This is a genomic window from Thiohalorhabdus sp. (assembly GCF_046545655.1).
Lineage (GTDB): Bacteria > Pseudomonadota > Gammaproteobacteria > Thiohalorhabdales > Thiohalorhabdaceae > Thiohalorhabdus.
On sequence record NZ_JBKGZG010000013.1, the window covers coordinates 1 to 25,001 of the forward strand.

Here is a 25,001-nt window from a genome sequence, read left to right on the forward strand (position 1 = left end):
CGTGGGGCTGGCTGGGCTTGGTGGCGGCGGTGACCTCCTGCGCCGGGCCGGCCCCTTGGAGCGGGTGATGGGAGTGATGGAGGATGATTTTCAGGGACTTTCCGGGGCGCTCCTTCGGGAGGATTACGCCGAGGCGGCGGCCGCCGCCCGCCGCCTGGCGGATCACCCCACCCCCAGCCTGACGGAGAAATTGAGCCTGCTGAGTCGGGTCGGCCTGGGTGCCGGGGAGCTCCGAGAATACGACGAGCGGACCAGGGGGGCGGCGCGGGATATCGCGGAGGCCGCGGACGCGGAGGCCCTGGAGCGCATGACCGAGGGCTTCCACCGCTTGGTGGACAGCTGTTTGGCCTGCCACCGCCGGTTCGGGGACCGGCGCGGCACCGAGGTCGGGGAATAGGAGGAGGCAATGGTCGGGCGCATGCCGGCATTCCCGCGCCGCCACCGAAACAGCGGGCCCCCGTGGGATGGGCTCTCGACAAGGTGCATTGGTCATGGCTAGGCGGTTCCCTTCCTTCCGCCGTTGGATCTGGGTGGTGCTGGGCCTGGCGGTCGGCCTGGCCCTGGTGGCGCTGCTCGTCGCCAATCGCCAGTCCCCCGGGCAGGAGGAGGCGGCCAGGGAAGTGCCCACCCTGTCGGTAATCGAAGCCCGACCGCTGGATCTCCGGATGGAGGCGAGCGGCTACGGTGTGGCCCGCGCCGCCGAGAGCTGGAAGGCCACCGCCAACGTCGGTGGGCGCGTTGTGGAGCGCCACCCCGAGCTGGAAAGCGGCAACATCCTGCCGGAGGGCACGGAGCTGCTGGCCCTGGACCCCACCCGCTACCAGCTCACCATCGCCGAAGCCGAGGCCGAGCTGGCGTCCCTGGACACGGAAGAGCGGCAGCTCGATACCGAGGAGGAGAACACCCAGGAGCTGCTGGCACTGGAGCGGGAGCGCCTGGAGCTGGAGGAGCAGGAGCTGGACCGGGTCCAGCGGCTGGCCGAACAGGACCAGATCTCGCGCTCCGCCCGCGACAAGCAGCATCGGGCCACCGTGGCGCAGCGCCAGGCGGTGGCCAAGCTGGAGAACGAGCTGGCCCTGGTCCCCACCCGCCGCAAGCGGTTGCAGGCGCAGCAGGAGCAGGCCCGGGCGCGGCTGGAGCGGGCCCGCGAGGACATCGCCGACACCCGTTTCGAGGCCCCCTACGACCTGCGTATCAGCGAGGTGGACATCGAGCTCCACGACCAGGCCTCCCCGGGCCAGCTGCTGTTCAGGGCGGACAGTACCGAGGCGGTGGAGGTGGAGGCCCACGTCCCCTTGCCCATGCTGCGGCGGGTGGTGGGCGGCGTGGCGAAGCTGGAACAGCCGCCCGGGGCCCTGGACCTGCAGGAGCGGGTGGGCCTTCAGGCCCTCGACGCCGAGGTGGCGCTGGCCGGGATCCGGGAGGTGGTCTGGTCGGGCCGAGTGGCTCGGATCGCCAGCGGTCTGGATCCGAGCACGCGGACCGTGCGGGTGGTGGTCCGGGTGGAGGCCCCCTACGATAAGGCCGAGCCGCCGGAGCGCCCCGCCCTGCAGCCAGGGATGTACGTGCGCGTGCGGCTGTCTGGCCCGAGCCCCGTATCGCGGCTCATCGTGCCCGCCTCCGCCGTGCACGACGGGGCCATCTACCTCGCCACTGCGGAGGACCGCCTCCGCCGGCAGCCGGTGGAGGTGGCCTTCGAGCAGGACGATCTGGCCGTGATCGCCGACGGCCTCGCCCCCGGCGATCGGGTCATCGTTGACGACCCCGTCCCCGCGGTGGACGGCATGGCGGTGGATCCCCACCGCGATGAGGCGCTGGAGGAAGAGCTGCGCCGGCGCGCCGAGGGAGCCGGGGCGTGATCCGCTGGTTCGCCGGCCATTCCACCGCGGCCAACCTGCTGCTCGTCGTCCTCCTGGCCACGGGCCTGTTCGCCGCCCCCGAGCTCAAGCGCGAGACCTTCCCCGACTACCGGCCGGTGGAGGTGAGCGTCGAGGTGGAGTACCGCGGCGCCACCGCCGCCGACGTGGAGGACGAAGTCTGCCGCCGCCTCCACGACGCGGTCCAGAGCGTGGACCGCGTCGACGAGATCACCTGCACCGCCCAGGACAACCGGGCCAGTGCTGTGGCCACCATGGCCGAGGGCGGCGATCCCATCCGCTTCCTCAACGAGATCGACACGGAGGTGGCCGCCATCACCGACCTGCCCGAGCGGGCCGAGGAGCCGGTGGTGCGCGAGCTGCACCGCAGCGACCTGGTGGCGGCGGTGGCGGTGGCCGGCGACATGCCGCGGGACCGGCTGGAGGACTACGCCTACCGATTGGAGGAGCGGATCATGGCCCTGCCCGGGGTGGCGGAGGTGGCCATCCATGGCGTCTCCCAGCGCCAGTGGGAGGTGACCGTCCCACGCGAGGTTCTCGGGCAGCACGGGCTCTCCGCCCAGTCCCTGGCCCGCCGTGTGGCGCGCCAGAACGTGGACATGCCCCTGGGCACCCTGGAGACCCCCGAGCGCGACATCCAGCTGCGCTTCACCGACCAGCGCCGGTCCCTGCGCGAGCTGCGCGACCTGGTGGTGGTCTCCGACCCCGATGGGGGCGAGCTGACCCTGGGCGACATCGCCACCCTGGAGCAGGTAGGCGAGCGGGACGAGGAGAAGATCCGCTTCGACGGGGAGCGGGCGGTAGTGCTGGAGGTCAGCAAGACCCTGCGCGACGACTCGCTGCAGGTAATGGACCGCCTCACCGAGCTGGTCGATGCGGAGCGCCAGCGCTTCGAGGGCGGGGTGCGGCTGGCCGTCACCCAGGACATGACCAGCATCGTGCGCGATCGCTTGCAGATGCTGGTGGAGAACGGGGTGCTCGGGGTGCTGCTGGTGGTGGCGGTTATGAGCCTGTTCTTCCGGCCGCGCCTGGCCCTGTGGGCGGTGCTGGGGCTGCCGGCCGCCTTCATGGGCGCCTTCTTCGTCATGGCCGTGACCGGCCTGTCCCTGAACATGATCACCCTGGTGGCGCTGCTCATGGCCATCGGCATCGTCATGGACGACGCCGTGGTCATCACGGACAACATCGCCGTCCATGCCGGGGAGCAGGGTTCGGCCGTGGCGGCGGTGACGGAGGGGACCCGCCAGGTGCTGCCCGGCGTCCTGTCGTCGTTTTTGACCACGGTGGCCGTGTTCGCGCCCCTGTCCTTCCTCGCCGGGGAGCTGGGTGCCGTGCTGGAGGTGCTGCCGGTGGTGCTCATCGCCGCCCTTGCCGCCAGCCTCATCGAGGCCTTCTGGATCCTGCCGCACCACCTCAAGGGCAGCGTGCCGCGACTGGCCGAAGGCCACGACTCCCGCTTCCGCAGCGCCTTCGAGCGGGGCTTCGCCGCCTTCCGCGAGGCCGTGGGCCGGGCCGCCGACCGGGCGGTGCGGTGGCGCCACGCGGTGCTGGGGGCGATTCTGGCGATCCTGCTCGGCTCGGCCGGCTTTCTGGCCGGCGGCCACATCGGCAGCGAGGCCATGCCCGAGATCGACGGCGACGTCCTGGAGGCGCGCATCCTCATGCCCCAGGGCACGCCGCTGGCGCGCACCGAGGCGGTGGCCGAGCGTGTCGAGCGGGCCATGGGCCAGCTGGACGAGCGGCTTACCCCGGAGCAGCCCGACGGCGCCCCGCTGGTTGAGGCCGTGCAGACCCGCTTCAACCACAACCCCAGCGCCGGCGAAGCTGGGCCCCACGTGGCCACGGTCATGGTGGACCTGCTCACCGCGGAGCGGCGCACGGTGACCCTGGACGAGCTGACGGCGGCGTGGCGGGAGGAGATCGGCTCCGTCCCCGGCATCCACAGCCTGACCATCCAGGAACCGGGCTTCGGGCCCGCCGGGATCCCGGTGGAGTTGCGCCTGCGCGGCGAGGACCTGGACGCCCTCAAGGCCGCCGCCTTGGACGCCGCCGGGCACCTCGCCGGCTACAGCGCCACCTACAACGTCATGGACGACCTGCGTCCCGGCAAGCCGCAGCGCAGCCTGGAGCTGGCTCCCGGCGCCCACGGCCTGGGCCTCACCGCCGAGGAGGTGGGCGCCCAGCTGCGCGCCGCCTGGCTGGGGGAGATCGCCGATACCCAGCGCATCGGCGAGCGGGACGTGGAGGTGCTGGTGCGCGAGCCCGCCGGGGACCGCGACAGCCTCGGCGACCTGGCCGACCAGACCATCACCCTGCCCGACGGCGAGCGGGTGCCGCTGGGGGAGGTGGCCGAGATCCGCGAGCACCGCGACTGGGCGCAGATCAACCGCATCCACGGCCGGCGCACGGTCACCGTAGAGGCCAACGTGGATGCCCGGAAGAGCAGCGGGCAGGAGGTGGTCGCCGACCTGCGCGACGGCTGGCTGGCGGCGTTCGAGGAGCGCCACCCGGCGGTGGACGTGGTGTTCGAGGGCCAGGTGGCCCGCTCCGCGGAGACGGGCGCCTCCATCGCCCGGGGGCTTCTGATCGGCCTGGTGGGCATCTTCGTGATCCTGTCCTTCCAGTTCCGCAGCTACGTGGAGCCCCTGATCGTCATGCTGTCCATCCCCCTGGCCCTCCTGGGGGCCGTGTGGGGCCACGTGCTGACGGGCTACTACCTGTCCATGCCCTCGCTGCTCGGTGCGGCGGGCCTCGCCGGCATCGTGGTCAACAACGCCATCCTGCTGATCCATTTCATCAAGGCCCACCGCGCGCGGGGGCTGCCCGCCGCGGAGGCCGCCGGCCAGGCCAGCCGCGACCGCCTGCGGGCCATCCTCATCTCCTCGTCCACCACCATCGCCGGCCTGCTGCCCATCCTGCTGGAAACCAGCACCCAGGCGGACGCAATCAAGCCCCTGGTGGTGTCGGTGGTATTCGGCCTGCTCACCGCCACCGTGCTGGTGCTGCTGGTGATCCCGGCACTGTACGTGCTGTTCGACGACTGGGGGTGGGCGCGGACGACTGGGCCGGGGGAGGAAAACGAATGAGGAGTCGCCTCAAGGCCCTGCTCACGGGCACCGTCCAGCCCCTCACGGAGGGGGGGGCCGGCAAGCGGCATCCACAAGACCCCCGTCGCCCGGCCCCTCTGGCTGGGGGAGGAAGGGCTGGAGGGTGATGCCCAGGGCAACCGTCGCCATCACGGTGGGCCGGACAAGGCCCTCCACCACTACCCCTGGGAGCATTACGCCCATTGGCAGGGGCTTCCCCACCCGCCGGAGGTACTGGGGCCCCGGGCGCTTTCGGGGAGAACCTGAGCACCGAAGGCCTGACGGAGGCGGAGGTCTGCCTCGGCGACATTCTTTCGCTGGGGGAGGTCGTCCTTCAGGTCTCCCAGCTGCGGCAGCCCTGCGCCACCCTCAACGTGCGTTTCGGGATTCCGGACATGGCGCGGCGGGTTCAGGAATCGGGGCGTGTCGGTTGGTACTACCGGGTGCTGAAGCCGGGCTCCGTTTCCCCGGATAGCTGTCTGGTCCTTCTCCAGCGCCCGCGCCCGGAATGGCCGCTGAGCCGGGTCGCGCACCTGCTGTTCCGCGATCCCCGGGATCTCGCCGGGATCGAAGGCCTGCTGGCCGTTTCCGAGCTGGCGGCGGTCCAGCGGGGCCTGCTCCAGAAGCGCCTGGCGACGGGTCGCGTGGAAGACTGGTCGGGGCGGCTGGGCGAGCCTACCCCCAACACGTGATTGCAAGGAGACCACCCATGTATCAAAAAGCGATCCTGGCCTCTGCCCTGGCTACGGTGGCCCTGGCTGGCCCGGGAGAAGCGGCCCCGGACCAGGAGGGAGCTCCCCGGGATCCGGACCAGCGCCAGGTGCTGGATCTGCCGCCCGACGAGCGCCATCTGGTGCTGGAAGAGATGCGGAATTTCCTGGTGGCCATGCAGGAGATCACCGCGGGACTGGCCGTCGAGGACATGCAAAAGGTGGCCGACGCGGCCCGGCGGATGGGCGGGCAGGCCGCCAACGAGATCCCGCCGCGGGTGGTGGAAAAGCTGCCGGACACCTTCAAGCGGCTCGCCGGCAAGGTGCACACCACCTTCGACCGCATCGCCATGGACGCCGAGTCCATGGGGGATCGGGCCCTTTCCCTGGAGCAGCTGGCCCGGCTCCAGCAGCAGTGCGTGTCCTGCCATGCCACCTACCAGATCGAAAAGAGGCCCTTCGAGACCGCGGAGTGATGCCGGGCTTTTGCCTTTTTTGAGATTTGCACGGGGCGGCTGTTTCCCGGGGGGTCCGCAAGGGAGTGCTCGGACCCTTTCGCGGGAAAACAATGGCCGGTTACGGGCCCGGTAATGTAGAGCACAGAACTGGATGGTCGCGCACGCAAGGAGAATAACCCTTCCAAAGCAGAAAGGGGTATGCGGAGCCATGCTTGTTTTTCCGGCGTGATAATGATTTGATCGAGCCGGGAACTACAAGCCGGCAAGCAAACGGGCCTTGCCTGCCGAAAGGAGACGCCTCCGATGGTGGATGTGGAATACGGCTACGTGGGCAACGGCAAGCGTGTCCATATTGTGCGGGCCGACAGCACGACTTATTGCGAGCGCACCATTTCCAAGCGGGTACCGGACCCCGCGGCGGTGGATCCCGAGGAGGTCTGCAAGACCTGCATGCAGCGGCGCGAGGAGGTGGTTTCCCCGGAGGAGGACGGGCACCCTCAAGGACAGGGAATGGCAGAGGTTGCGGCGGACCCGACCCCCGATCCGGCCGGCGCCGCGGAGGAGGCGGTTGCTGCCGAGGGCGCTGGACAACCGGAGGACGATAAGGAGGAAACCGCCGCCCCGTCCGCAGGAGCCGGTGCTCCCGCCGCCGCGCAGGGCTCCTGGGAACGGATGCAGGCCCTCTGCGAGGAGCGGCTGGGCAGCCTGTGCGCCCCCGCCCTCGCGGCCGCCGTCCTGGTGGTCCTCATCGGGGCCGTTCTGGCCGCCGGGCTCCTGACCGTGGTCGTGGTGCTGGCGGTGGTCGTGGGTGGCGTCTACGGCTACCTGCACCTCACCGGGCAGGAGGAGCGGTGGAGCCGGCTGATGAGCGCTGCCGCCCGCCTGCTCAGCGACGTGCGGCAATGGGTCCGGGGCCTGCTGCGGTAGGAGCGGGGCCCGCCGCGCTACCAGAGGGTGTAGCGGTAGCCGAGGAAGAAGCTGTCCACGTCGAAGGAGGCGGAGGCGGTTCGGGTCTGGGTCTGGTCGGCGGGGTTGGTGGACTCGAAGGAATGGTCGGCGCTGTAGCGCTGATAGCGCAAGAAGACGCCGTGGTAGGACACCTCCGCCCCCAGCGCCGAGACCTGCTCGCTGGACTCCCCGTCCGGAAAGGGGGCGCCGAAGCTGTAGTCGGCCTGGTGGGTGGCCATGTAGGCCCCCGCCTGGAGGCGTAGCGGCCCGAACCAACGGGTGGCTCCCACCCCGGCGAAGGGGGCCTCGTCGGTGCCCCCCAGCTCGAGGAAGACCCCCCAGTCCCCGTAGAGCCGGCCGGTGAACAGGAAGGAGGCGCCGTAGCCGGGCTCCTGCTCCTCCAGGGCGGAGCCGCAATCCCCCGAGCAGGAGGTGCTCTCCGTCACGCCGAAGGCGCCCAGGTGGGTGCCCCCCTGGGCCTGGCCCGCGGCGGCCAGGGATCCCACCAGAACCAGCCGCGCCCACCGCGCTCTCGCCGCCATATCCCGATCCCCTCTGCTCGTGCTCAGAACTGGTAGCCCACCTGATACAGGTTGTAGGTGGTGTCCGCGGTGCCGTCCGTCCAGTGCTGGACAGTGGCTCCCAGGGTGAGTCCGGTGCTCACGAACCGCAGCTCCACCCCATATTGGGTGATCTCGTAGGTGCGGTCGAGCGTGCGGTTGCCGGCTGCGGTGCGGCGCTCCCGGGCCCGCGCGTCCAGGGCCTCGTAGGACAGGAACGGCGTGAGGCGCAGGTCGCCCCCCGCCTTCACCGGGGCCCGGACACCCACCAGGTAGCCGTAGGTCTCCTCCCGACCGTCCACATGCTCCTCCGGGAGGGTGGTCGCGGGGCGGTAGTCCATCTCGTACTCGCCGTAGCCCACCTTGGGCCCGGCGAAGAGGACGGCGCCCAGGTCCGGGGTGAAGCGGTGGCGGTACTCCCCGATGGCGTAGAGCGTGGTCCGCCACAGGGTGAGGTCATCGTCCCCGGAGCGGAGCCGGGCGGTGCCGCTGACGTAGTCGAACTGTCCGCCAAGGGTGAAGGCGAAGGGCCCCTCCAGGGCCTGCCGCCGGGCCACGCCGAGGGTCAAGCCCGTGAGGTCGGCGTCGGACGAGCTGTACTGGCGGAGGCCGCCACTGACCCGGTAGCGGGCCTCTCCGATACGGGAAACCGGCGGATCCAGGGGCGGGCTGGAGAGGATGAACCGACTGCCCAGAGCGGCGGCGGACCCGGGCAGGAGCGGGCCGAGCAGCAGGAGGACCAGAGGCGGAAGCAGGCCGGGGCGGGACAAGGGGCTCCTCCTGGACAAAGGGTATCCGGGAGCAGGATACCAGGAGGTTGCGGATGTGCCCGCCGGGAGCGCGCCCTTGCGATCAGCGCTCCGTGGATTCGAGCCGGACCCGTCGCCCCTGCACGCCCGGAATTTCCCGGGTGGGCCGCTCGAACCGGCCCTGCAAGGCGTCGGCGCCGCTCTGCGGGTGGGCATGGTCGACGAGGTCCTCCCTGGAGGCGCGCCGTGCCTCGGTGTTGATGCCCAGCTCGCGGTCGCGCAGCGCCTGCAGCCAGGGCTGGAGCTCCCCGGCGTGGTTGAAAGACCACGCCAGCTTGGGCTCGCCGAAGGGGAGGTCGTCCCCGGGCTGGCGGTCGGTCCCCGTGTCCCACAGGTGCCAGGTCTTGCCGTAGCTGTTGATCTGCCGGCGCATCAGCATCTTCTCCGCCGGGGCGGGGAGTCCCGGCGCGGCCAGCTGCCCGGAGAGGATTTCCCCGTTATGGGGATGCCAGAAGGCCTGTTCCTCCGGGGGAAGCTGGTTGAAGAGCCGCTCGGAGATGATGTACTCGATCCCCACCAGATTGGCGTCGGCGGTGTTGCCGTCGAACATCACGCACTCCGCGAATTCGTCATTGGCCAGCCGGCACCAGTGGTGGGCGATCCACTGGCGCTCGGGGTCCTCCTTCATGGGGTGGAAGCCCACCAGGTAGGTGTGGAAGCCCCGCAGGGGCGGCCGCGGCTGCATGGCCGTGGCCCCCGTCTCCAGCAAGCGGGTTAGGGGGGTCTTGCTGTTTCCCCGAGGCCTGGTGGGGTTGTGGGACCGGCCGGGCCGAAGCAGAAGGTAGGCGGCCGCCAGGGTAAGCCCCGTGGCCAGCCCGAACGGCGAGATCCGCAGAGCGGAGATCCAGTTCAACATGGCTGCCTCCTTTCCTGGGGGACGGGGTCCTACAGGCCAGCGGCACGATGGGTCCGTCGCTCGATCTAGTGGTTGTGCCGATTGATGTAGTCCGTGACGAACTGCTCCATCTCGGCGTTCTCGCACCGGAAGCCCATGGATTCCGCCTGCCCCACCGCCTCCTCGCCCGACTGGCCCCGCTCACTGGCGGTGTGCATGAGAAGGAAGGCCCCCGAGCGTTTGCCCGATTTGCAGTGTACGAGGACCGGCCTGGGCAACTGCTGCAAGACTTCCCGGAGCTCGTCCACCCGCTCCTCGCTCAGGTCGTCGGTGCTGACGGGGGTGTGGACGTATTCCATGTCGTTCCGCCGGGCCTGCTCCTCTTCTTCCCGGGGGCTGAGGTATTCCTTCTCCTCCCCGGCCTCGCGGAGGTTGGCCACGGCGCGGAAGCCTTTTGCCGCCAGCTCCTCCATTTCCTCGGGATCCGGAACGGACAGCCCGACCACATAGTCTTCGTCCATCTGGATGATCTGCATCATGGCCGCGCTCCTGGGGGCCTGCGCTGGTCCGGTCTGAGGGGCCGGGGAAGAGCAGCTCCGTGGTAAAGGTTTTGGCACGCGGGCGCGGAGCGGCAATTGGCTTTCACCCTATAGGCGTTGGGGAAAGGGCGGGCGGCCCGGTGGGGTCCCTACCGCCAAGCGCAGGTTTTTGTTGCCCCTGCGGTCCAAACCTGGGACCGTCGAAAACGGTAACCAGAGGAGGCCGGCATGCTGGTGCTGGGGCATCGTGGCGTGATGGGGGAGGGGTTCACGGAGAACACCCTGGCGGCCTTCCAGGCGGCGGTGGATCTGGGCGTGGACGGCATCGAGACGGATGTGCGCCTCAGCCGGGACGGACGGCTGGTGCTCTTCCACGATCGCCTGGACGCGGCGGGGACCCCCGTGGCCGAGCTCGACCACGCCGAGCTGGAGGCCGCGGAGGGCCACCACGTGCCGGAGCTCCATGAGGTGCTCGCCCGCTGGCCGGATCTCCTCTGGGACCTGGAGATCAAGAGCCCCCATTTCATCGAGCCCCTGCGGCGCGCCCTGGATGGGATCGAGGCCCCCCGTCTGATCCTGTCCTCCCCCTACCACGACTTCCTCCACGCGCACGGGCGGGACCTGGGGCTGCCCTTCGGGCTGGTCCTGAACCATCGGCCCGTGTCGGCGGAGGCCCTGCTGCGGGCCTGGGCGGGGAGGATGCCGGAATACTGCATCTGGAACCTGGACTACGTGGATGGGGGCATCCTGAAGGCGGTGGGGGAGTCCGGGGTGGCCAACCTGGTGTACAACGTCCACACCCCCGCGGACGTGCGGACGGTGCGGGACTGGGGCTGCGCGGGGGTGATCCTGGATCAGCCCGAGGTGGCGCTGGCCGTCCTGGGGAGGGACGCCAGATGAGGGTGGGCGTGGTGGGCGGAGGCATCAATGGCCTGAGCACCGCCTGGGCCCTGCTGCAGGCGGGCCACGAGGTGGAGCTGTTCGAGCGCGGCGAGCTGATGCGGGCCACGAGCAGCGCCTCCACCAAGCTGCTGCACGGCGGGCTGCGCTACCTGGAGCACGGCGAGCTCCGCCTGGTGCGCGAGTCCCTGCAAGAGCGCAACTGGTGGCTGCGCCACGTGCCGGATCTGGCCCAACCCCTGCGGCTGGTGCTGCCCGTCTACCGCTCCGCATCGCGACCGCGCTGGAAGCTGAAGGCCGGCCTGTGGCTCTACGACCGCCTGGCGGGGCGGCAGGGCATTGGTGCCCATGGCTGGCGGTCGCCGGCGCAGCTCACCGCCCTGGCGCCCGAGCTGCGCGCCCCCGGGCTGCGTGGCGGCTATGTCTTCTACGACGGCCAGATGGACGACTACCGTCTCGGCCTGTGGGTGGCGGAGCGGGTCCGGGAGCTGGGCGGGGTGCTCCACGAGCATGCGGAGGTCCGCCGGATCAGCGAGGAGGGCGCCCTGGAGACGGCCGGGGAAAGCCATGAGTTCGACCGGGTGGTGAACGTTGCCGGGCCCTGGGCGGAGCGGCTCAATGCAGCCAGCGGCATCCAGGGAGGCTGCCGGCTGGACCCGGTGCGCGGCAGCCACCTGCTACTGGAGCGGCCCTTGGCGGTGGGCTTCCTCCTGGAGGCGCCGCGGGACCGCCGGCCCTTCTTCGCCCTGCCCTACCAGGGGCGCACCCTGGTGGGCACCACCGAGGTGCGCCAGGGCCTGGACGAGCCCATCCGGTGCAGCCCGGAGGAGCGGGACTACCTGCTGGAGGCCTACAACCACTACTTCCGCCCGGCGGACCGGGAGGAGATCGCGGAGACTTTCGCCGGCCTCCGCCCCCTGATCCGTGGGGGAACGGATGTGAACCGGGCGAGCCGGGAGTACCGCATCGAGCAGCGGGGGCGGTTGGTGATCGTCTGTGGGGGCAAGTGGACCACGGCCCGCCGCCTGGGCCAGGAGGTGGCGCGCACGGCCGGCGGCTAGCGGTGGTCGTCGCGGGACACCAGGTGCCATCGGCCTTCTCCCGTATGGGGCCGGATTTCCGGCCGTGCTAACAATGGCCGGAAACCCTCCCGCCCCGGATCCCTACCGTGCAGTCGTCCTCCCCCTTCCGCTCCCTCCTCCCCGGCATGGCGCCCAGCCTGCTGGGTGCGGTGGCCGTGGTGGGGCTGCTGTACGTGGGCCGCAATGTGCTAATCCCCATCGTCATTGCCGCCCTGCTGACCCCGCTACTGGCCCCGGTGGCCGGTCTGCTTGAGCGCCTGCGCCTGGGGCGTATCGGCAGCGCCCTCATCGTGGCGGCCCTTCTGTCGGTGGTGGTGGCCTCGGTGGCGGGGGTGGTCTCCCGCCAGGTGGTGGTTCTCGCGGATTCCCTGCCCGACTACCGCGCCAACATCGTGCAGCGCATCGAGGGCCTGCAGCCCGAGGGGAGCACGGTGCTGGGGCGGATCATGGAGGCCGCGCAAAGCGTCCGCGAGGAGGTGGGCGGGGAGGAGGAAGAGCCGCCGGGGGCCGGCGAGGGCGAGGCCGGAGCGGGGGAGGAACGGGAGCCCGTGCCGGTGCAGATCCACCAGGAGCCCGCCTCCGAGGTCCTGGCCGTTCTCCGCACCTATGGCGGCATGTTCATTCAACCCGTGGGCATGGCCGGCCTGGCCTTCGTCTACCTCATTTTCTTTCTGATCTACCGCGAGGACCTCCGGGAACGGGTGATCCGCCTGGCGGGGATCGGGCGCCTCAGTCTGACCTCCCGGGCCCTCGACGACGCCGGCCGCAAGATCACTCACTATCTGCGCGCCCAGGCGATCATCAACGTGACCTACGGCATCCCCGTGGGCATCGGTCTGTGGTTCCTCGGCGTCCCCAACGCCGCCCTGTGGGCGATCCTGGCCATCCTCCTGCGGTTCATTCCCTTCATCGGCCCTTGGGTGGGGGCCGGCTTGCCCGTGCTCCTATCCTTTGCCGTGTTCGACGGCTGGGTCCGTCCGCTGGGGGTGCTGGGGCTCTTCCTGGTCCTGGAGCTGTTCTCCAACAACGTGCTGGAGCCCTGGTTGTATGGGGCCAGCACAAGTCTGTCGCCGGTGGCCGTACTGTTCGCGGTGGTCTTCTGGAGCGCGCTGTGGGGCCTGGTGGGTCTGGTGGTGGCCATCCCCCTGACCGCCTGCCTGGTGGTGCTCGGCCGCTACGTGCCCGCCCTCCGGTTCTTCCCGGTTATCCTGGGCCGGGAGCCTCCCCTGCCGCCCGCGGCGACCTTCTATCATCGGCTCCACGACATGGACGAGGGCGAGGCCAGGCGCCTGTTGGCCGACCACAGCGAACGGCACGGCCTCGTAACCACCCTGGACGATGTGGTGCTCCCTGCCCTGCGCTTGGTCCAGGAGAACCATGTGGGTGGCGAGCTGGGCGCCGGGCAGGTGGACGGGATGGTGGGCGTTGCCCGCAAGTCCATCCTTCCCCTGGTGACCGGCGAGGAGCCGCTCCCCGAGCCCGCCGTGGAGGTACCCCATCAAGCGGGGCTGGTCTGTATCCCCGCCCACGACGACCTGGATGAGCTTCCCGCCCAGCTCCTGGTGGCCCTGCTGCGCTCGAAGGGCATGCCGGCGGTGCACATGCCGGCGGATACGCTGGCCGGGGACCTGGCGGCCCGGCTTCCGGGGGGGCATCGCGCCGTGCTCTGCCTCTCCACCGTACGTCCCGCCGAAGATGCCCGGGTCCGCTACCTGTGCAAGCGCCTGCACGGCCGGGACCCAGTCTGGCCTATCCTGGTTGGGGCCTGGGGGCAGGACCCCGATTCCCTCCAATCCCTGCGGGAGGCGGGGGCGCAGGTGGTGACGGGCAGTCTGGCAGAGGCCCGCGAGTGGGCCCTGCGCAAGCGGCAGGAGCTGGAGACCCTGGAACCGTAGCGGAGCGGCGATCGCCGCTCCGTCACCGAATTTTACGGGTTTTTCGGCTGACCGGGCCCGGTAGGGGGACGTCCGCGGGCGGAACGGTTGGGAGCAGGCGAGGAATAGCGGAAACCTTCGGGATTAAGAGGCAGGATGAGGGGTTTCGTCTCTTGCAGAAGCCCTAATTCAGGCCGCAATGATGGAAAAATTAAAAAGTAACTTTCGGAAAAATTTACAATTAAATTTCCTTTAAGGGTTGCAATGCCGTTTGGTGGACCCTTTGTGTTTCGTGTAATAGTGGAAAAGCAGGGGGATCGTTTCTGGGCGTGACGACCGATAAGGAGCGGTGATGGATACACCCGCAGGCTTGCCCCGGGTTCCGGAGGTTCTGCTCCCCAAGGTGGAGGAGCTGGGAGAAGGCAGGAATGGGTGGCTGGGGGGAGGTCTGGGCGTGCGGCGGGAGGCCTCCCAGGCCCTGGGGCCGCCGGTGCTCATGGGCGAGATGGAGCTGACCGAGCAGGAAGCCAGGGAGCTCAACCTGCTCTTCCATCGCTACAAGGGGCGCCCGGTCTGCAAAGACCCGGGCGACGCGCGCCCCGCGCTGCTGGTTTCCCCCCGTACCCTGCGCTGGAGCGGCGCCGACCGGGCCTATGTAGAGTTCAACATCCTGGGGATCCTGTGAGCCCCTGAGCCCGGGCTTCAGGCCGTGTCGGCCTGGGGCGCGGCGGCCCGCGTCCCGTTGGCGCGCTCCGCAAGGAGGGCGTCCAGGGCCTGGAGCGCTCGCGGCGAGGCCTCCCGGAGCACGGCCTCGGCCCGGTTGTCCACCACCCGGTCCACCCGCACCGGGAGGCGGTGGCGTTCCAGCCCTTCGGCGGTCTCGCGGGTGAGCTCCACCTCGTCGATGGCGTGTGGGTAGAGGGTCCAGGCGCTGAGACGGATGCGCAGCGCCTCCCGGCTCGCGCGCTCGGCGACGCACATGGCGACGGGCAGGCCCTGAACGTATATGGTAACCAGCATGTTCAGCTCATGGGACGGGTTGGTGCGCTGGCTCATGGGGTTCTCCTGGGAATCGGCTGTCCGCACCCGGAACAAAAGCAATTCCCGTGCCTTTCGTGAAAAAAATTTTCATATCAGGGCATTATCCGGTTGCCCGGACGGACCTACCAGGCTGTCCCCGTTACGACCGTCGCCGCCCGCCGACAGCCTCCCGGGTCCCCTGGTCCGTTTGTCCCGAAAGCCACCCCATATCGCGGATTTCCTGTTGCATCGCGGGCCCTTGGAGGTGATGCTTTGCGGCGACAGAGGGAAGCGGGGCCGCACGGGCCGCCCGGTTCCCAACCCGTCCTGGCAATCGGACAGTCACGAGGAAGACATGGGTATATGGGAGTCCCTGCGGGGAGAGCGGGTGGAGGTGGAGCTCACCGACGCCCGGGGCCGCAAACGGCGGAAGCGGGTGCGGCCCGAACGGATCCCCCGCCTGGAGGAGAAGGGCTACAGGGTTCGACGCCTGGACCGGGTGAAGGTCCACGTCCTCGACGCCTTCCAGGGGCCCTCGGAGACGGAGTGGGTGGTCGGCCGGGATGTCACGCGGGACGTGGTGGAGCGCTTCGCGGATCCCGAGACCGACGCCCTGTACGCCGTGGTGCTCTACGAGGGCGCCGAGGTCCGGGACACCAAGATAACCAACCGGACGAAGTGGGAGGAGCTGCGGGCCTCCATGGACCGGTAACCGGCCGCGCGGTTGGCTGCCGGGGTCGAGGGGCCGGCACGGAGTGTTGAGCGGATTGGAGAAGCGGTACCGACCGGCCTGGTGGCTCCCCGGCGGCCACCTGCAGACCTTGTGGCCCGCCCTTATGCGGCGGTCCGCCGAGGTGCGGGTGCGGCGGGAGCGAGTGGAGCTTGAGGACGGCGACTTCCTGGACCTCGACTGGCTGGCGAACGGGCCCGCCACGGGGCCGGTGGTGGTGCTCCTGCACGGCCTGGAGGGCTCGCTGGAGTCGCACTATCTGCCGGGGCTCATGCGGGGGCTGGGGGAGCTGGGACTGCGGCCGGTGCTCATGTACCACCGCGGCTGCAGCGGCGAGCCCAACCGCACCCATCGGCGCTACACCGGGGGCGATACCGGCGACCTGGCCCGGGTGGTGGCGCTCCTGGAGGAACGGGAGCCGGACACGCCGCTGGCGGCGGTGGGCTTCTCCCTGGGCGCCAACCTGCTCCTCAAGTGGCTGGGGGAGACCGGCGCGGAAAATCCGTTGGCCGCGGCGGCGGCCGTCTCCCCGCCGTTCCGCCTCGACCGCGCCGCGGCCCGGCTGGAGCGCGGATTGTCCCGCATCTACCGGGGCCACCTCCTGCGCTCCCTGCGGGCCTCGGTGGCGGCTAGGTACGCCGATCGCCCGCAGACCAGTCCCGTGTCCCTGGAGCGTGTCCGAGCCGCCAGCTCCTTCCGCGAATTCGACGACGCTTTCACCGCCCCCGTGCACGGCTATGCCGGGGTGGACGACTATTACCACCGGGCTAGCTGTCGTTCCTACCTGGGCGACATCACCGTCCCCACCCTGGTCCTGCATGCCCTGGACGATCCCTTCACCACCCCCGACGCCGTGCCCGGCGACGATGAGCTTTCGCCCGCCATCCGGCTGGAGTTGCACCGCCACGGCGGCCACGTGGGCTTCGTCACCGGGCGGATCCCCGGGCGTCCCGGCTACTGGATCGAGGAACGGGTGGCCCGCTACCTGAGCGGGGCGCTGTCATCGAAATTTCACCGCCCTGACCAACCCCTTTCACATTCCGCGACTAGCCTCTCCCCCCGGTAAGGCAATCCCGCCGAACCGCGACCAGCAAGGAGGCTAGTCCATGCCTGAATTGGCGAACCGGGCGGTTCCCGCCCTGCTCTTGGCCGGAGTGGCCGCCCCCGCCTCGTCCCCCGCCGGCGTGACCGTCTACGACAAGGGCGATACCCACCTGGAGTTCGGTGGTCGACTCCAGGCCCAGTACCACCTGGAGAGCCCGGACGCAGGCGACAGCACGGACGAGCTGTTCTTCCGCCGCATGCGCCTGTACATGGAGGGTGGTGTGACGGAGGACATCTCGGGCAAGTGGCAGGTGGATTTCGGCAAGGCCGGAGTCAGCGTGAAGGACGCCTATATCGCCTACACGGCCCTGGGCCCCGGCCGGCTGACCGTCGGCAACCACTACGTGCCCTTCTCGCGCGAGTCCAATACCTCCTCCAAGCGCCAGCAGCTCGTGGAGCGGACCTTCGTCGGGGACCACAACTATGGCACCCCGGACCGTCAGCTGGGCCTTTCCTACGCCGGCGTCACCGGCCCGGTCGGGTACCAGGTCGGCGCCTACGAGGCCTACATCGACGCCGACACCAAAAAGCTGGATTTCGGCTCGGGCACCAACAAGGACGACGATTGGTACGGCGGCAAGATGGTCGCCGGGGGCCTGGATTTCTTCCTCGTGGGGGAGCCGTTCAAGAAGGCCCAGGGAGATTTCGCCCGCGCTCCCAGCCTGGCTTTGGGGATTAACGGGTTCAGCTGGAAGAACGACGACGAGCAGCCGGCCGGGACTCCGGCCCCCGCCCAGCAGTACGACACCGCAAAGGGCCTCAGCGCCGATGTGGCGCTCCGGGCCGGCGGCCTGTCGGTGGATGCCCAGTACAACCGCTTTGCCACCGAGGCCAACGGGAGCAACGTCACTTCCGGCCTTATCGAGGGGGGAGAGGGCGACTTCCGAACCTACGCGGTGGAGGGCGGCTACATGGTGGTTCCGTCACGGGCGGAGCTGGTCGCCGGCTACCAGGCGCTCGACGCCGATGCCTACGACGAGACGTGGACCCGGGCCTCCGCAGGCCTGAATTTCTTTCTCAACGGGCACACCGACAAGCTCCAGGCCACCTACCGGGTGGGGTCCAACCGGGAGGGGGTCGACGGGAAGGACGCCAACGAGCTGTTCGTGCAGTTCCAGCACGTGATCTAGCCGCCTCGGGCGAGCGCTTCCTCCCTCAGCAGGGCCCCGGGGTCCCCCGGGGCTTTTTCGCGACTGCCCCACGCCCTGCAAAAGACCGACCGGGGAGCCCGGGAGCGTGCCCTGGTGGCCCGCAGCCGGTGCCCGGTACAATGGCGGGTCTTTCCCCTACTAAGGCGGTACCCAGCAATGGAACGGTTTCGAGCCGGGCACGCCGGGGGCGCCCTGTGGCGGGACGCGGCGGATTCCTGCCTGCGGCAGTTGGGGGAGCTGCCGGCGGACGCCAACCTCGGTTTCGTATACATCACGGACGAGTGGAGCGAGGAGTTCGGTCCCATCGTCGATTACCTCAAGGCCCGCACCGGCATCGAGCAGTGGGTGGGCACCCTCGGGGCCGGGGTCTGCGGGTCCGGCCAGGAGTACCACCTGACGCCGGCCCTGAGCGTCCTGGTGGCAGCCTTCCCGCCGGAGGCCGTGCGCCTGTTGCCCACCCAGCGGGAGGATCTGTCGGACCTGCGCGCGGAGCTGGGGTCCTGGTACCGGGGGCAGGAATCGGTGCGGGGCATCGTGCACGGCGATCCCCGCAACGCCGAGGTGCCCGACCTGATCGGGCAGCTGGGCGCCGAGCTTCCGGATGGGTTCCTGGTGGGTGGCCTCACCTCCACCCGGCGCCGGGCCTATCCGCAGGCTGCCGGGACGGTGACCGAGGGCGGGCTCTCGGGGGTGCTGCTCGGCGGGGAGGCGCCCGTGGTGACGGGGCTCACCCAGGGCTGCACCCCCATCGGCCCGCGCCGCGAGATCACCTCCTGCGACGGCAACGCCCTCATCGAACTGGACGGCCGGCCCGCCCTGGACGCTTTCTACGAGGACATCGGCGAGCTGCTGGCCCGCGACCTCAACAAGGCCGCCGGCTACATCTTCGCCGGTTTCCCCCAGGGTGGCGCCGACAGCGGCGATTACCTGGTGCGCAACCTGGTGGGGGTCAACGAGGCCAAGAAGGTGGTGGGCGTTGGCGAGGAGGTCAGCGAGGGCCAGGAGATCATGTTCTGCCGCCGCGACGGCAACACCGCCCGCGAGGACCTGATCCGCATGGTTCGTGAGGTGCGCGAGCGGGCTGGGGGCGAGGCACGCGGGGCGCTGTACTTCTCTTGCGTGGGGCGCGGGGCCAGCCTGTTCGGCGAGGACTCCAACGAGCTGCGCCTGGTGCGCCAGGAGCTCGGCGACGTGCCGCTGGCCGGGTTCTTCTGCAACGGCGAGATCCACGACAGCCGGCTGTACGGGTACACCGGCGTCCTGGCCCTGTTTCCGTAGGGGGTCCGGCCCCAGGGTGACCCGGCCACCGCTTTCGGGCGGGAACGGGAGGGTGTGGGAGCGTTCCCTGACCGCGAACCGTTCAGGAGACCCGTGGCGTTTTCCGGAGAGGGGTGGCGGTGGAAGCAACGCTCTGGAAAGGGTTCACGCTAGGGCCATGCCCAGTACCGATCTTCCCTTGTGCACGGTGATCTCCGGCGGCCAGACGGGGGTGGACCGCGCCGCCCTGGACGCCGCCCTGGCGGCGGGGCTGGCCGTGGGCGGCTGGTGTCCCAAGGGGCGCCGCGCCGAGGACGGTCCCCTCGAGCCCCGCTATCCGCTGACCGAGACCCCTTCCCGGGACTACCGGCAGCGCACCCGCTGGAACGTCCGGGACGCCGACGCCACCCTGGTGCTCGGCTGGGGGCGCCTGGCGGGGGGAACGGCCCTGACCGTGGGCTTTATCCGGGAATACGGCCGGCCCCACCGGGTGGTGCCCCTGGACGGGGATCCCGATCCCGGCCCCGTGCGCACGTGGCTTCGGGAACAGGAGGTGGCGACTCTGAACGTGGCGGGGCCGCGGGACGACGCCGAGGGCCGGATCTACGCGGCGGCCCGGGCCTTTCTCAGGGCGCTTTTCGAAGACGCGAAGGAGGCTTGAGCGTGACGGCCATCCGGCTCGGGGTGGACCTGGGCGGCACCAAGACCGAGGTCATCGCCCTCGACGGGGAGGGCCGGGAACGCCTGCGGCGGCGGGTGGGCAGCCCCCGCGAGGACTATGGCGCCACCCTGGAGACCATCGCCGGCCTGGTGGGCTGGGCGGAGGCGCAGCTGGGCACCCGGGCCACGGTGGGCGTGGGCACGCCCGGGGCTTTGTCGCGGGCCACCGGCACCATCAAGAACGCCAACTCCACCTGGCTCAACGGCCAGGCCCTCCACCGCGACCTGGAGGCGCGCTTGGCGCGCCCCGTGCGCATCGCCAACGACGCCAACTGCTTCGCCCTGTCCGAGGCCGCGGACGGGGCCGGCGAGGGTGCGCGGGTGGTGTTCGGGGTGATCGCCGGCACGGGGACCGGCGCCGGCGTGGTGGTGGACCGGGAGGTGCTGACCGGCCCCAACGCCATCGCCGGGGAGTGGGGGCACAACCCCCTGCCCTGGCCAGCCCCGCACGAGGTCCCCGGGCCCCCCTGCTACTGCGGGCTGAATGGCTGCATCGAGACCTTCCTGTCGGGGCCGGGGCTGGCCGCGGACCACCAGCGCCAGACCGGGGAGGCCCGCGAGGCCCCGGCCATCGTCGCCGCTGCCGAGGGGGGCGACCCCGACTGTGTGGCCTCCCTGCGCCGCTACGAGCACCGCATGGCCCGCGCCCTGGCCCATGTGATCAACATCCTCGATCCGGACGTTGTCATCCTCGGCGGTGGCATGGGCAACATCGGCCGTCTCTACGAGCGCGTTCCGGCCCTGTGGGACCGCTTCGTCTTCTCCGACCGGGTGGATACCCGGCTGCTGCCGCCCCGCCACGGGGACTCCAGCGGGGTGCGCGGGGCGGCCTGGCTCTGGGGCCCCCGGGAGGCCGCGCTGGCCGTGGGAGGCGCCTGAGGGCCCGCCCCGCATACTGCCCGCCGGAAAAATCTGCCAAAATGGTCGGCTTCTCGGCCCGCGCCACCGGCCGCCCGTTTCAGACACCGCTAAGGAAGCCCCAGGCCCCATGTCCGGCGCCACCAAATACCTGCACCTGGACGGCCCCTTCGAGATGGTTCGCGGTGGGGCCTTGCCCGAGGTCACGCTGGCCTACGAGACCTGGGGGGAGCTCTCCCCCGAGCGGGACAACGCCATCCTCATCTTCACCGGGCTCTCTCCTAGCGCCCACGCCGCCTCCTCCATGGAGGACCCTTCCCGCGGCTGGTGGGAGTTCATGATCGGCCCCGGCCGAGCCCTCGACACCAGCCGCTACTTCGTCATCTGCATCAACAACCTGGGCTCCTGCTTCGGCTCCACGGGGCCGGCCTCCACCAACCCGGAGACCGGGCGGCCCTACCGTCTGGACTTCCCGGAGCTGTCCGTGGAGGACATCGTCCGCTCCCAGCGCCAGGCTCTGCACAAGCTGGGCATCGAGCGGCTGCACGCGGTGGTGGGCGCGTCGCTCGGCGGCATGTCGGCCCTGGCCTTCGCCGTGACGTATCCCGACGACGTGGACGAGCTGGTGGTGATCTCGGCGGCCACCCGGGCCACCCCCTTCGCCATCGCCATCCGCTCCCTGCAGCGGGACTGCATCAAGAGCGATCCGGCCTGGCGGGGCGGGTTCTATCCGGAGGGGCAGCAGCCGCAGGAGGGCATGCGGCTGGCGCGCAAGCTGGGCCTCATGTCCTATCGCTCGCCGGAGGAATGGCTGCAGCGCTTCGGGCGGGAACGGGTGGAATGGCTGGACGAGCCGGGCAGCCAGCCCTTCGACATCGAGTTCCAGGTGGAGTCCTACCTGGAGGCCAACGCCCGCAAGTTCGTGAGGGTGTGCGACGCCAACTGCTATCTGTACCTGTCGCGGGCCATGGACCTGTTCGATCTGGGGGAGCACGCCGAGGACTGGGATCCGGATACGGCCCTCAAGCGGGTCCGGGCCCGGCGGGCACTGGTGCTCGGCGTGGAGACCGATTTCCTGTTCCCGGTCTGGCAGCAACGGGCCGTCGCCGACGGGCTGAAGGAGGCCGGCCTGTCCACCCACTACATGCCGTTGTCCTCCGTACAGGGCCACGACGCCTTCCTGGTGGACAAGGCCCGGTTCATCCCCGTGGTGGGGGAGTTCTTCTCCAGCGGCGGAAACACCCCTGGGGCGTGACCCGCCGCCCGGAGGAGGGCTAGCCGGCCCTCCGCCCCGTCACCTGCTGGGACCGCCACGGGGAGCGGAACCACGTCCACGGCCAGTACCCGCGCTGGGCGCCGGTCTCCCGACAGGCTGCTGATCCGCCCTGTTTGGTGGTGTGCTGCGGTTGGTTCCACACCACGCCGCGGGCGGCGTCCACCTCCGCCTCCAGCCGGGCCTCCCGCTCGGGCCGTTCCTGGTTATCGCTCATCGGACTCGCCTCCTTGGGGATCCACCGCGCGGCGCCCTTCCGGTCGCCCCCTGCTCTTTTCACCATCCTCTCTTACCTCGCTAGCATCCATTCGGATTCGCCGCAATGGGCGGCCCGGGAAGCCTGCCCGTAGACTTCTCCGAGGTACGGCGGGCGGGCGCAAGGCGGAGGACGTGCCATGAGCCGGGAGAGCCGGGGAAGGCAGGCCGTCCGGCCGGGCGAGCTGGGAGTGGCCGACTGGAAGGCGGTGGCCCTGCGCGTGTGGCGGGGGATCAGCCAGGACAACCTGGGCGTGGTGGCTGCGGGAGTGGGCTTCTATGCCTTCTTCGCCCTGTTCCCCGCCCTGGCCGCCGTGGTCTCGCTCTACGGGCTGATCGCCGATCCCGGGGACGTGGAGCGCATGGTCCGCCAGGTCCAGGACGTCCTCCCGGAGGCGGTGACCGGGATCCTGTCCGGCCAGCTTCGGAAGCTGGCGGAGAACACCGACGCCCGCCTGGGGGTGGGCGTGGCGGTCGGCATCCTCATCGCCCTCTGGAGCGCCACCAAAGGGACCAAGGCCCTGATGGTGGGCCTGAACATCGTCAACGGGGAGGAGGAGAAGCGGGGCTTCCTGCGCCTGAACGCGCTGGCCCTCGGCCTCACCTTCGGCGCGGTGGTGGCCGTGATCCTGGCCCTGGCCATGGTGGTGGTGGCCCCGGCGGTTCTGGCCGCCTTCCCCCTGCCCGACCTCCTGCGCCCCCTCATCGCCTGGGTGCGCTGGCCGGTGCTGGCCGTCCTGATGGCGCTGGGGCTGTCGGCGCTCTACCGCTACGCCCCCAGCCGCCGGCCCGCCCGCTGGCGCTGGCTCACCCACGGGGCGGTGCTCGCCACCGGGCTGTGGCTGATCGCCTCCGGCCTGTTCTCCTGGTACGTGGCCAATTTCGGTGCCTACAACGAGACCTACGGTTCCATGGCGGCCATCGCCATCCTGCTCATGTGGTTCTTCCTCTCGGCCTACGTCATCCTTCTCGGGGCAAAGGTAAACAGCGAGCTGGAGCACCACACGGAGCGGGATACCACGGTCGGAGCGGATCGGCCCATGGGCCGGCGGGAAGCGGTGATGGCGGACACGGTGGCCGGCTCGGCCGACACGGAGGGGAGCGGGGGCCTTCGGGCCGAGTGAAGGGGGCTACCGGGCTGTGCGGGGGGGCCTCGAACGCACTTGTCCGGGAGCCGCCGCTCCCGGACAAGGTCGGGCGGAAGCCTACAAAGGCCCTACAGGTGCTCCTCGCGGATCTCCTGCTTGATGCCGTCGGTGGCTTCCCGCTTGTAGTTGAAGAAGTCCTCGCCTTCCTCGTAGGCGCCGTCCACCACGAATTTGCCCAGGGCCAGGAATTCGTCGGTACTGGGGTTGGAGATGAGGCGTACCGCTTCCTCGCCGTCCTCGTCGTAGACGATCAGGGTCGGGGTGGCGCGGGCCCGGTTCTGCACGGCGAAGTCTCCCTGGGAGAGGGAATCGCCGTCCACGTCCACGAACTCGGCGTCGCCCTTGATGTTCACCTTGTAGACGTCGAAGTACTTGTGGAAGAAATCGTGGACGATGGGCTGGGTGAAGACCTCCTCCTCCATCTTCTGGCAGAAGGGGCATTCGTCCTGGTGGAAGTAGAGCAGCATGCCCTTCTTGCCCTCATCCACGGCGTCTTGGAGGTTGCGCTGGAAGTCGCCGAAGGCGGGAATGTCGTAGAAGGATTCCGGGTCGGCGCGTTCGGCCTGGACCGGCGCTGCCGCCAGCGCCAGGAGCGCGCCGAGCCCCATGGATAGGATCCGCTTCCATGGGCGCGTGCGTTTCATTGCTGTCTCCTCCGGGGCTGAGGGGACGGGCAGGCCGTCTCCGAAACATGGGAACCGAACGATGATTCGGTTATAGGCCACCAAGCAATCCACGTCAACCGTCTACCTCGACGGCGGCCATCTTCGGGGCATCGGAGGAAACCTTCGCCAGGGCCTCCCGGATCACCTCCACCCCGGCTTCCCGGCGGGGGGCATTCTCCGAGATGTGGCGTCGCCAGCCGCGGGCCCCCGGCATTCCCTGGAACAGCCCGAGGATGTGGCGGGCCATGGCCTGCAGCCGCACGCCCCGCTCCAGCTCCTGCTCCATGTAAGCCATGTAGCGCTCCACCACGTCGCGGCGGCTCAGGAGGGCGGGATGCTCGCCCAAAAAGCGCCGTTCCGCCTCGGCCATGATCCAGGGCCGCTCGTAGGCGGCGCGGCCGATCATGACGCCGTCTACGTGGGGCAGCTGCTCCGCCATGTCCTCGGCGCTGCGCAGCCCGCCGTTGGTGATGACCGTCAGCTCCGGGAAGTCCCGCTTGAGGCGGTGCACCACCTCGTGGCGCAGGGGCGGCTTCTCCCGGTTCTCCTTGGGAGAAAGACCCTGCAGCCAGGCCTTGCGAGCGTGGACTATGAAGGTTCCGCAGCCGGCCGCCGCTACCCGGTCCACGAAAGCATGCAGATGGGCGTAGTCGTCCTGGTGGTCGATGCCGATGCGGTGCTTGACGGTCACGGGCAGGGCGACGGCCTCGCGCATGGCGGCCACGCATTCGGCCACCAGGCCGGGCTCCGCCATGAGGCAGGCGCCGAAGCGGCCGTTCTGCACCCGGTCGCTGGGGCACCCCACGTTGAGATTCACCTCGTCGTAGCCCCATTCCTCCGCCAGGCGCGCGCATCGGGCCAGCTCGGCCGGCTCGGAGCCGCCTAGCTGCAGGGCCACCGGATGCTCCTCGGGGTTGTAGGCAAGATGCCGCGCCACGTCGCCATGCAGCAGCGCCCCGGTGGTGACCATCTCCGTGTACAGCAGGGTCCGTGGCGCCACCAGCCGCATGAAATAGCGGTGGTGGCGGTCGGTGCGGTCCATCATGGGGGCCACAGAGAGGGTGGGGTCGGGCATGGCGCAGCGGCGGTTCTCGGGGTGACAGGGCGCGGTTCGGGCTTGCCGGCCGCATCGGGCGTTCGCC

The 25,001-nt window shown here is 70.1% G+C and carries 25 protein-coding genes and 1 pseudogene; 18 read left to right on the forward strand and 8 right to left on the reverse strand.

What is annotated here, in order from left to right; genetic code table 11:
• The 6 genes and pseudogenes from ACLFRB_RS04590 to ACLFRB_RS04615 form a co-directional block, all read left to right on the forward strand.
• The coding region (locus ACLFRB_RS04590; protein WP_411067829.1) for a hypothetical protein at window positions 1-397 on the forward strand (397 nt) is incomplete at its 5' end.
• 94 nt (window positions 398-491) lie between these two features.
• A complete protein-coding gene (locus ACLFRB_RS04595; protein WP_411067830.1) occupies window positions 492-1,859 on the forward strand; it encodes an efflux RND transporter periplasmic adaptor subunit in 1,368 nt (455 codons plus the stop codon).
• The gene (locus ACLFRB_RS04600) at window positions 1,856-4,963 is read left to right on the forward strand and encodes an efflux RND transporter permease subunit (RefSeq protein ID WP_411067831.1); all 3,108 of its coding nucleotides are present in this window, start codon (window positions 1,856-1,858) and stop codon (window positions 4,961-4,963) included. Before ACLFRB_RS04595 ends, ACLFRB_RS04600 begins: the two co-directional genes overlap by 4 nt.
• Window positions 4,960-5,655, forward strand: a pseudogene (locus ACLFRB_RS04605) (MOSC domain-containing protein). The gene ACLFRB_RS04600 and the pseudogene ACLFRB_RS04605 overlap by 4 nt, the downstream one beginning before the upstream one ends.
• A gap of 17 nt (window positions 5,656-5,672) precedes the next feature.
• Entirely contained in the window at window positions 5,673-6,149 is a 477-nt protein-coding gene (locus ACLFRB_RS04610) for a hypothetical protein (protein WP_411067832.1), read from the forward strand.
• A 285-nt stretch (window positions 6,150-6,434) separates the two neighbouring features.
• Complete coding sequence (locus ACLFRB_RS04615) at window positions 6,435-7,058, forward strand: hypothetical protein (protein WP_411067833.1); 624 nt, start codon at window positions 6,435-6,437, stop codon at window positions 7,056-7,058.
• 17 nt (window positions 7,059-7,075) lie between these two features.
• On the opposite strand, the gene ACLFRB_RS04620 is transcribed toward ACLFRB_RS04615, so the two are convergent.
• The 4 genes from ACLFRB_RS04620 to ACLFRB_RS04635 form a co-directional block, all read right to left on the reverse strand.
• Window positions 7,076-7,621, reverse strand: a complete 546-nt coding sequence (locus ACLFRB_RS04620) for a hypothetical protein (RefSeq protein ID WP_411067834.1) — start codon at window positions 7,619-7,621, stop codon at window positions 7,076-7,078.
• Between the two features lie 23 nt (window positions 7,622-7,644).
• Window positions 7,645-8,409, reverse strand: coding sequence for a hypothetical protein (locus tag ACLFRB_RS04625; protein ID WP_411067835.1), 765 nt, complete (start codon window positions 8,407-8,409; stop codon window positions 7,645-7,647).
• Between the two features lie 82 nt (window positions 8,410-8,491).
• Complete coding sequence (locus tag ACLFRB_RS04630) at window positions 8,492-9,292, reverse strand: OBAP family protein (RefSeq protein WP_411067871.1); 801 nt, start codon at window positions 9,290-9,292, stop codon at window positions 8,492-8,494.
• Between the two features lie 77 nt (window positions 9,293-9,369).
• Window positions 9,370-9,822 carry a beta-lactamase hydrolase domain-containing protein gene (locus ACLFRB_RS04635; RefSeq protein ID WP_411067836.1) on the reverse strand — a complete coding sequence of 151 codons (453 nt, stop codon included), beginning with the start codon at window positions 9,820-9,822 and terminating at the stop codon, window positions 9,370-9,372.
• Window positions 9,823-10,050: 228 nt separating this feature from the next.
• Here ACLFRB_RS04635 and ACLFRB_RS04640 point away from each other — a divergent pair, with 228 nt between their 5' ends.
• From ACLFRB_RS04640 to ACLFRB_RS04655, 4 genes are all read left to right on the forward strand, one after another.
• Window positions 10,051-10,722 (forward strand): glycerophosphodiester phosphodiesterase, encoded by a 672-nt coding sequence (locus tag ACLFRB_RS04640; RefSeq protein ID WP_411067837.1) that lies wholly within the window; start codon window positions 10,051-10,053, stop codon window positions 10,720-10,722.
• Window positions 10,719-11,783 carry a glycerol-3-phosphate dehydrogenase/oxidase gene (locus ACLFRB_RS04645; RefSeq protein WP_411067838.1) on the forward strand — a complete coding sequence of 355 codons (1,065 nt, stop codon included), beginning with the start codon at window positions 10,719-10,721 and terminating at the stop codon, window positions 11,781-11,783. Before ACLFRB_RS04640 ends, ACLFRB_RS04645 begins: the two co-directional genes overlap by 4 nt.
• Before the next feature lie 107 nt (window positions 11,784-11,890).
• On the forward strand, window positions 11,891-13,699 hold the full coding sequence (locus tag ACLFRB_RS04650; protein ID WP_411067839.1) for an AI-2E family transporter: 1,809 nt from the start codon (window positions 11,891-11,893) through the stop codon (window positions 13,697-13,699).
• 331 nt (window positions 13,700-14,030) lie between these two features.
• Entirely contained in the window at window positions 14,031-14,363 is a 333-nt protein-coding gene (locus tag ACLFRB_RS04655; protein WP_411067840.1) for a hypothetical protein, read from the forward strand.
• Between the two features lie 17 nt (window positions 14,364-14,380).
• Here ACLFRB_RS04655 and ACLFRB_RS04660 read toward each other — a convergent pair whose 3' ends face one another.
• Window positions 14,381-14,734, reverse strand: a complete 354-nt coding sequence (locus ACLFRB_RS04660; RefSeq protein WP_411067841.1) for a hypothetical protein — start codon at window positions 14,732-14,734, stop codon at window positions 14,381-14,383.
• Window positions 14,735-15,053: 319 nt separating this feature from the next.
• Between ACLFRB_RS04660 and ACLFRB_RS04665 the strand changes: the two genes are divergently transcribed.
• The 7 genes from ACLFRB_RS04665 to ACLFRB_RS04695 all read left to right on the forward strand — a co-directional run bounded on the left by ACLFRB_RS04665 (window position 15,054) and on the right by ACLFRB_RS04695 (window position 21,773).
• Entirely contained in the window at window positions 15,054-15,410 is a 357-nt protein-coding gene (locus ACLFRB_RS04665; RefSeq protein ID WP_411067842.1) for a hypothetical protein, read from the forward strand.
• Window positions 15,411-15,465: 55 nt separating this feature from the next.
• Complete coding sequence (locus ACLFRB_RS04670) at window positions 15,466-16,494, forward strand: hydrolase (RefSeq protein ID WP_411067843.1); 1,029 nt, start codon at window positions 15,466-15,468, stop codon at window positions 16,492-16,494.
• A 40-nt stretch (window positions 16,495-16,534) separates the two neighbouring features.
• Window positions 16,535-17,662, forward strand: coding sequence for a porin (locus ACLFRB_RS04675; RefSeq protein WP_411067844.1), 1,128 nt, complete (start codon window positions 16,535-16,537; stop codon window positions 17,660-17,662).
• Between the two features lie 177 nt (window positions 17,663-17,839).
• Window positions 17,840-18,961 (forward strand): FIST C-terminal domain-containing protein, encoded by a 1,122-nt coding sequence (locus ACLFRB_RS04680; RefSeq protein ID WP_411067845.1) that lies wholly within the window; start codon window positions 17,840-17,842, stop codon window positions 18,959-18,961.
• 157 nt (window positions 18,962-19,118) lie between these two features.
• On the forward strand, window positions 19,119-19,601 hold the full coding sequence (locus ACLFRB_RS04685) for a putative molybdenum carrier protein (protein ID WP_411067846.1): 483 nt from the start codon (window positions 19,119-19,121) through the stop codon (window positions 19,599-19,601).
• A gap of 11 nt (window positions 19,602-19,612) precedes the next feature.
• Window positions 19,613-20,539 carry an ROK family protein gene (locus ACLFRB_RS04690; protein ID WP_411067872.1) on the forward strand — a complete coding sequence of 309 codons (927 nt, stop codon included), beginning with the start codon at window positions 19,613-19,615 and terminating at the stop codon, window positions 20,537-20,539.
• A 109-nt stretch (window positions 20,540-20,648) separates the two neighbouring features.
• Window positions 20,649-21,773 (forward strand): homoserine O-acetyltransferase, encoded by a 1,125-nt coding sequence (locus tag ACLFRB_RS04695; protein ID WP_411067847.1) that lies wholly within the window; start codon window positions 20,649-20,651, stop codon window positions 21,771-21,773.
• A gap of 19 nt (window positions 21,774-21,792) precedes the next feature.
• Here the strand turns inward: ACLFRB_RS04695 and ACLFRB_RS04700 are convergent, their stop codons facing one another.
• Entirely contained in the window at window positions 21,793-22,008 is a 216-nt protein-coding gene (locus ACLFRB_RS04700; RefSeq protein ID WP_411067848.1) for a hypothetical protein, read from the reverse strand.
• Window positions 22,009-22,186: 178 nt separating this feature from the next.
• Here ACLFRB_RS04700 and ACLFRB_RS04705 point away from each other — a divergent pair, with 178 nt between their 5' ends.
• Window positions 22,187-23,170 (forward strand): YihY/virulence factor BrkB family protein, encoded by a 984-nt coding sequence (locus ACLFRB_RS04705; RefSeq protein WP_411067849.1) that lies wholly within the window; start codon window positions 22,187-22,189, stop codon window positions 23,168-23,170.
• A 92-nt stretch (window positions 23,171-23,262) separates the two neighbouring features.
• Here ACLFRB_RS04705 and ACLFRB_RS04710 read toward each other — a convergent pair whose 3' ends face one another.
• Both ACLFRB_RS04710 and dusA read right to left on the reverse strand, forming a co-directional pair.
• Window positions 23,263-23,838 (reverse strand): thioredoxin family protein, encoded by a 576-nt coding sequence (locus ACLFRB_RS04710; protein ID WP_411067850.1) that lies wholly within the window; start codon window positions 23,836-23,838, stop codon window positions 23,263-23,265.
• Between the two features lie 94 nt (window positions 23,839-23,932).
• A complete protein-coding gene (gene dusA, locus ACLFRB_RS04715) occupies window positions 23,933-24,934 on the reverse strand; it encodes a tRNA dihydrouridine(20/20a) synthase DusA (RefSeq protein WP_411067851.1) in 1,002 nt (333 codons plus the stop codon).
• Between the last annotated feature and the right edge of the window lie 67 nt (window positions 24,935-25,001).

Bases quoted from the DNA above. Each gene is read 5' to 3' on its own strand.
- ACLFRB_RS04705 (WP_411067849.1), top strand. From the start codon at position 22,187: ATGAGCCGGGAGAGCCGGGGAAGGCAGGCCGTCCGGCCGGGCGAGCTG.
- ACLFRB_RS04645 (WP_411067838.1), top strand. From the start codon at position 10,719: ATGAGGGTGGGCGTGGTGGGCGGAGGCATCAATGGCCTGAGCACCGCC.
- ACLFRB_RS04660 (WP_411067841.1), bottom strand. From the start codon at position 14,734: ATGAGCCAGCGCACCAACCCGTCCCATGAGCTGAACATGCTGGTTACC.
- ACLFRB_RS04680 (WP_411067845.1), top strand. From the start codon at position 17,840: ATGGAACGGTTTCGAGCCGGGCACGCCGGGGGCGCCCTGTGGCGGGAC.
- ACLFRB_RS04700 (WP_411067848.1), bottom strand. From the start codon at position 22,008: ATGAGCGATAACCAGGAACGGCCCGAGCGGGAGGCCCGGCTGGAGGCG.
- ACLFRB_RS04665 (WP_411067842.1), top strand. From the start codon at position 15,054: ATGGGTATATGGGAGTCCCTGCGGGGAGAGCGGGTGGAGGTGGAGCTC.
- dusA (WP_411067851.1), bottom strand. From the start codon at position 24,934: ATGCCCGACCCCACCCTCTCTGTGGCCCCCATGATGGACCGCACCGAC.
- ACLFRB_RS04640 (WP_411067837.1), top strand. From the start codon at position 10,051: ATGCTGGTGCTGGGGCATCGTGGCGTGATGGGGGAGGGGTTCACGGAG.
- ACLFRB_RS04620 (WP_411067834.1), bottom strand. From the start codon at position 7,621: ATGGCGGCGAGAGCGCGGTGGGCGCGGCTGGTTCTGGTGGGATCCCTG.
- ACLFRB_RS04710 (WP_411067850.1), bottom strand. From the start codon at position 23,838: ATGAAACGCACGCGCCCATGGAAGCGGATCCTATCCATGGGGCTCGGC.
- ACLFRB_RS04685 (WP_411067846.1), top strand. From the start codon at position 19,119: ATGCCCAGTACCGATCTTCCCTTGTGCACGGTGATCTCCGGCGGCCAG.
- ACLFRB_RS04655 (WP_411067840.1), top strand. From the start codon at position 14,031: ATGGATACACCCGCAGGCTTGCCCCGGGTTCCGGAGGTTCTGCTCCCC.
- ACLFRB_RS04595 (WP_411067830.1), top strand. From the start codon at position 492: ATGGCTAGGCGGTTCCCTTCCTTCCGCCGTTGGATCTGGGTGGTGCTG.
- ACLFRB_RS04695 (WP_411067847.1), top strand. From the start codon at position 20,649: ATGTCCGGCGCCACCAAATACCTGCACCTGGACGGCCCCTTCGAGATG.
- ACLFRB_RS04675 (WP_411067844.1), top strand. From the start codon at position 16,535: ATGCCTGAATTGGCGAACCGGGCGGTTCCCGCCCTGCTCTTGGCCGGA.
- ACLFRB_RS04635 (WP_411067836.1), bottom strand. From the start codon at position 9,822: ATGATGCAGATCATCCAGATGGACGAAGACTATGTGGTCGGGCTGTCC.
- ACLFRB_RS04610 (WP_411067832.1), top strand. From the start codon at position 5,673: ATGTATCAAAAAGCGATCCTGGCCTCTGCCCTGGCTACGGTGGCCCTG.
- ACLFRB_RS04615 (WP_411067833.1), top strand. From the start codon at position 6,435: ATGGTGGATGTGGAATACGGCTACGTGGGCAACGGCAAGCGTGTCCAT.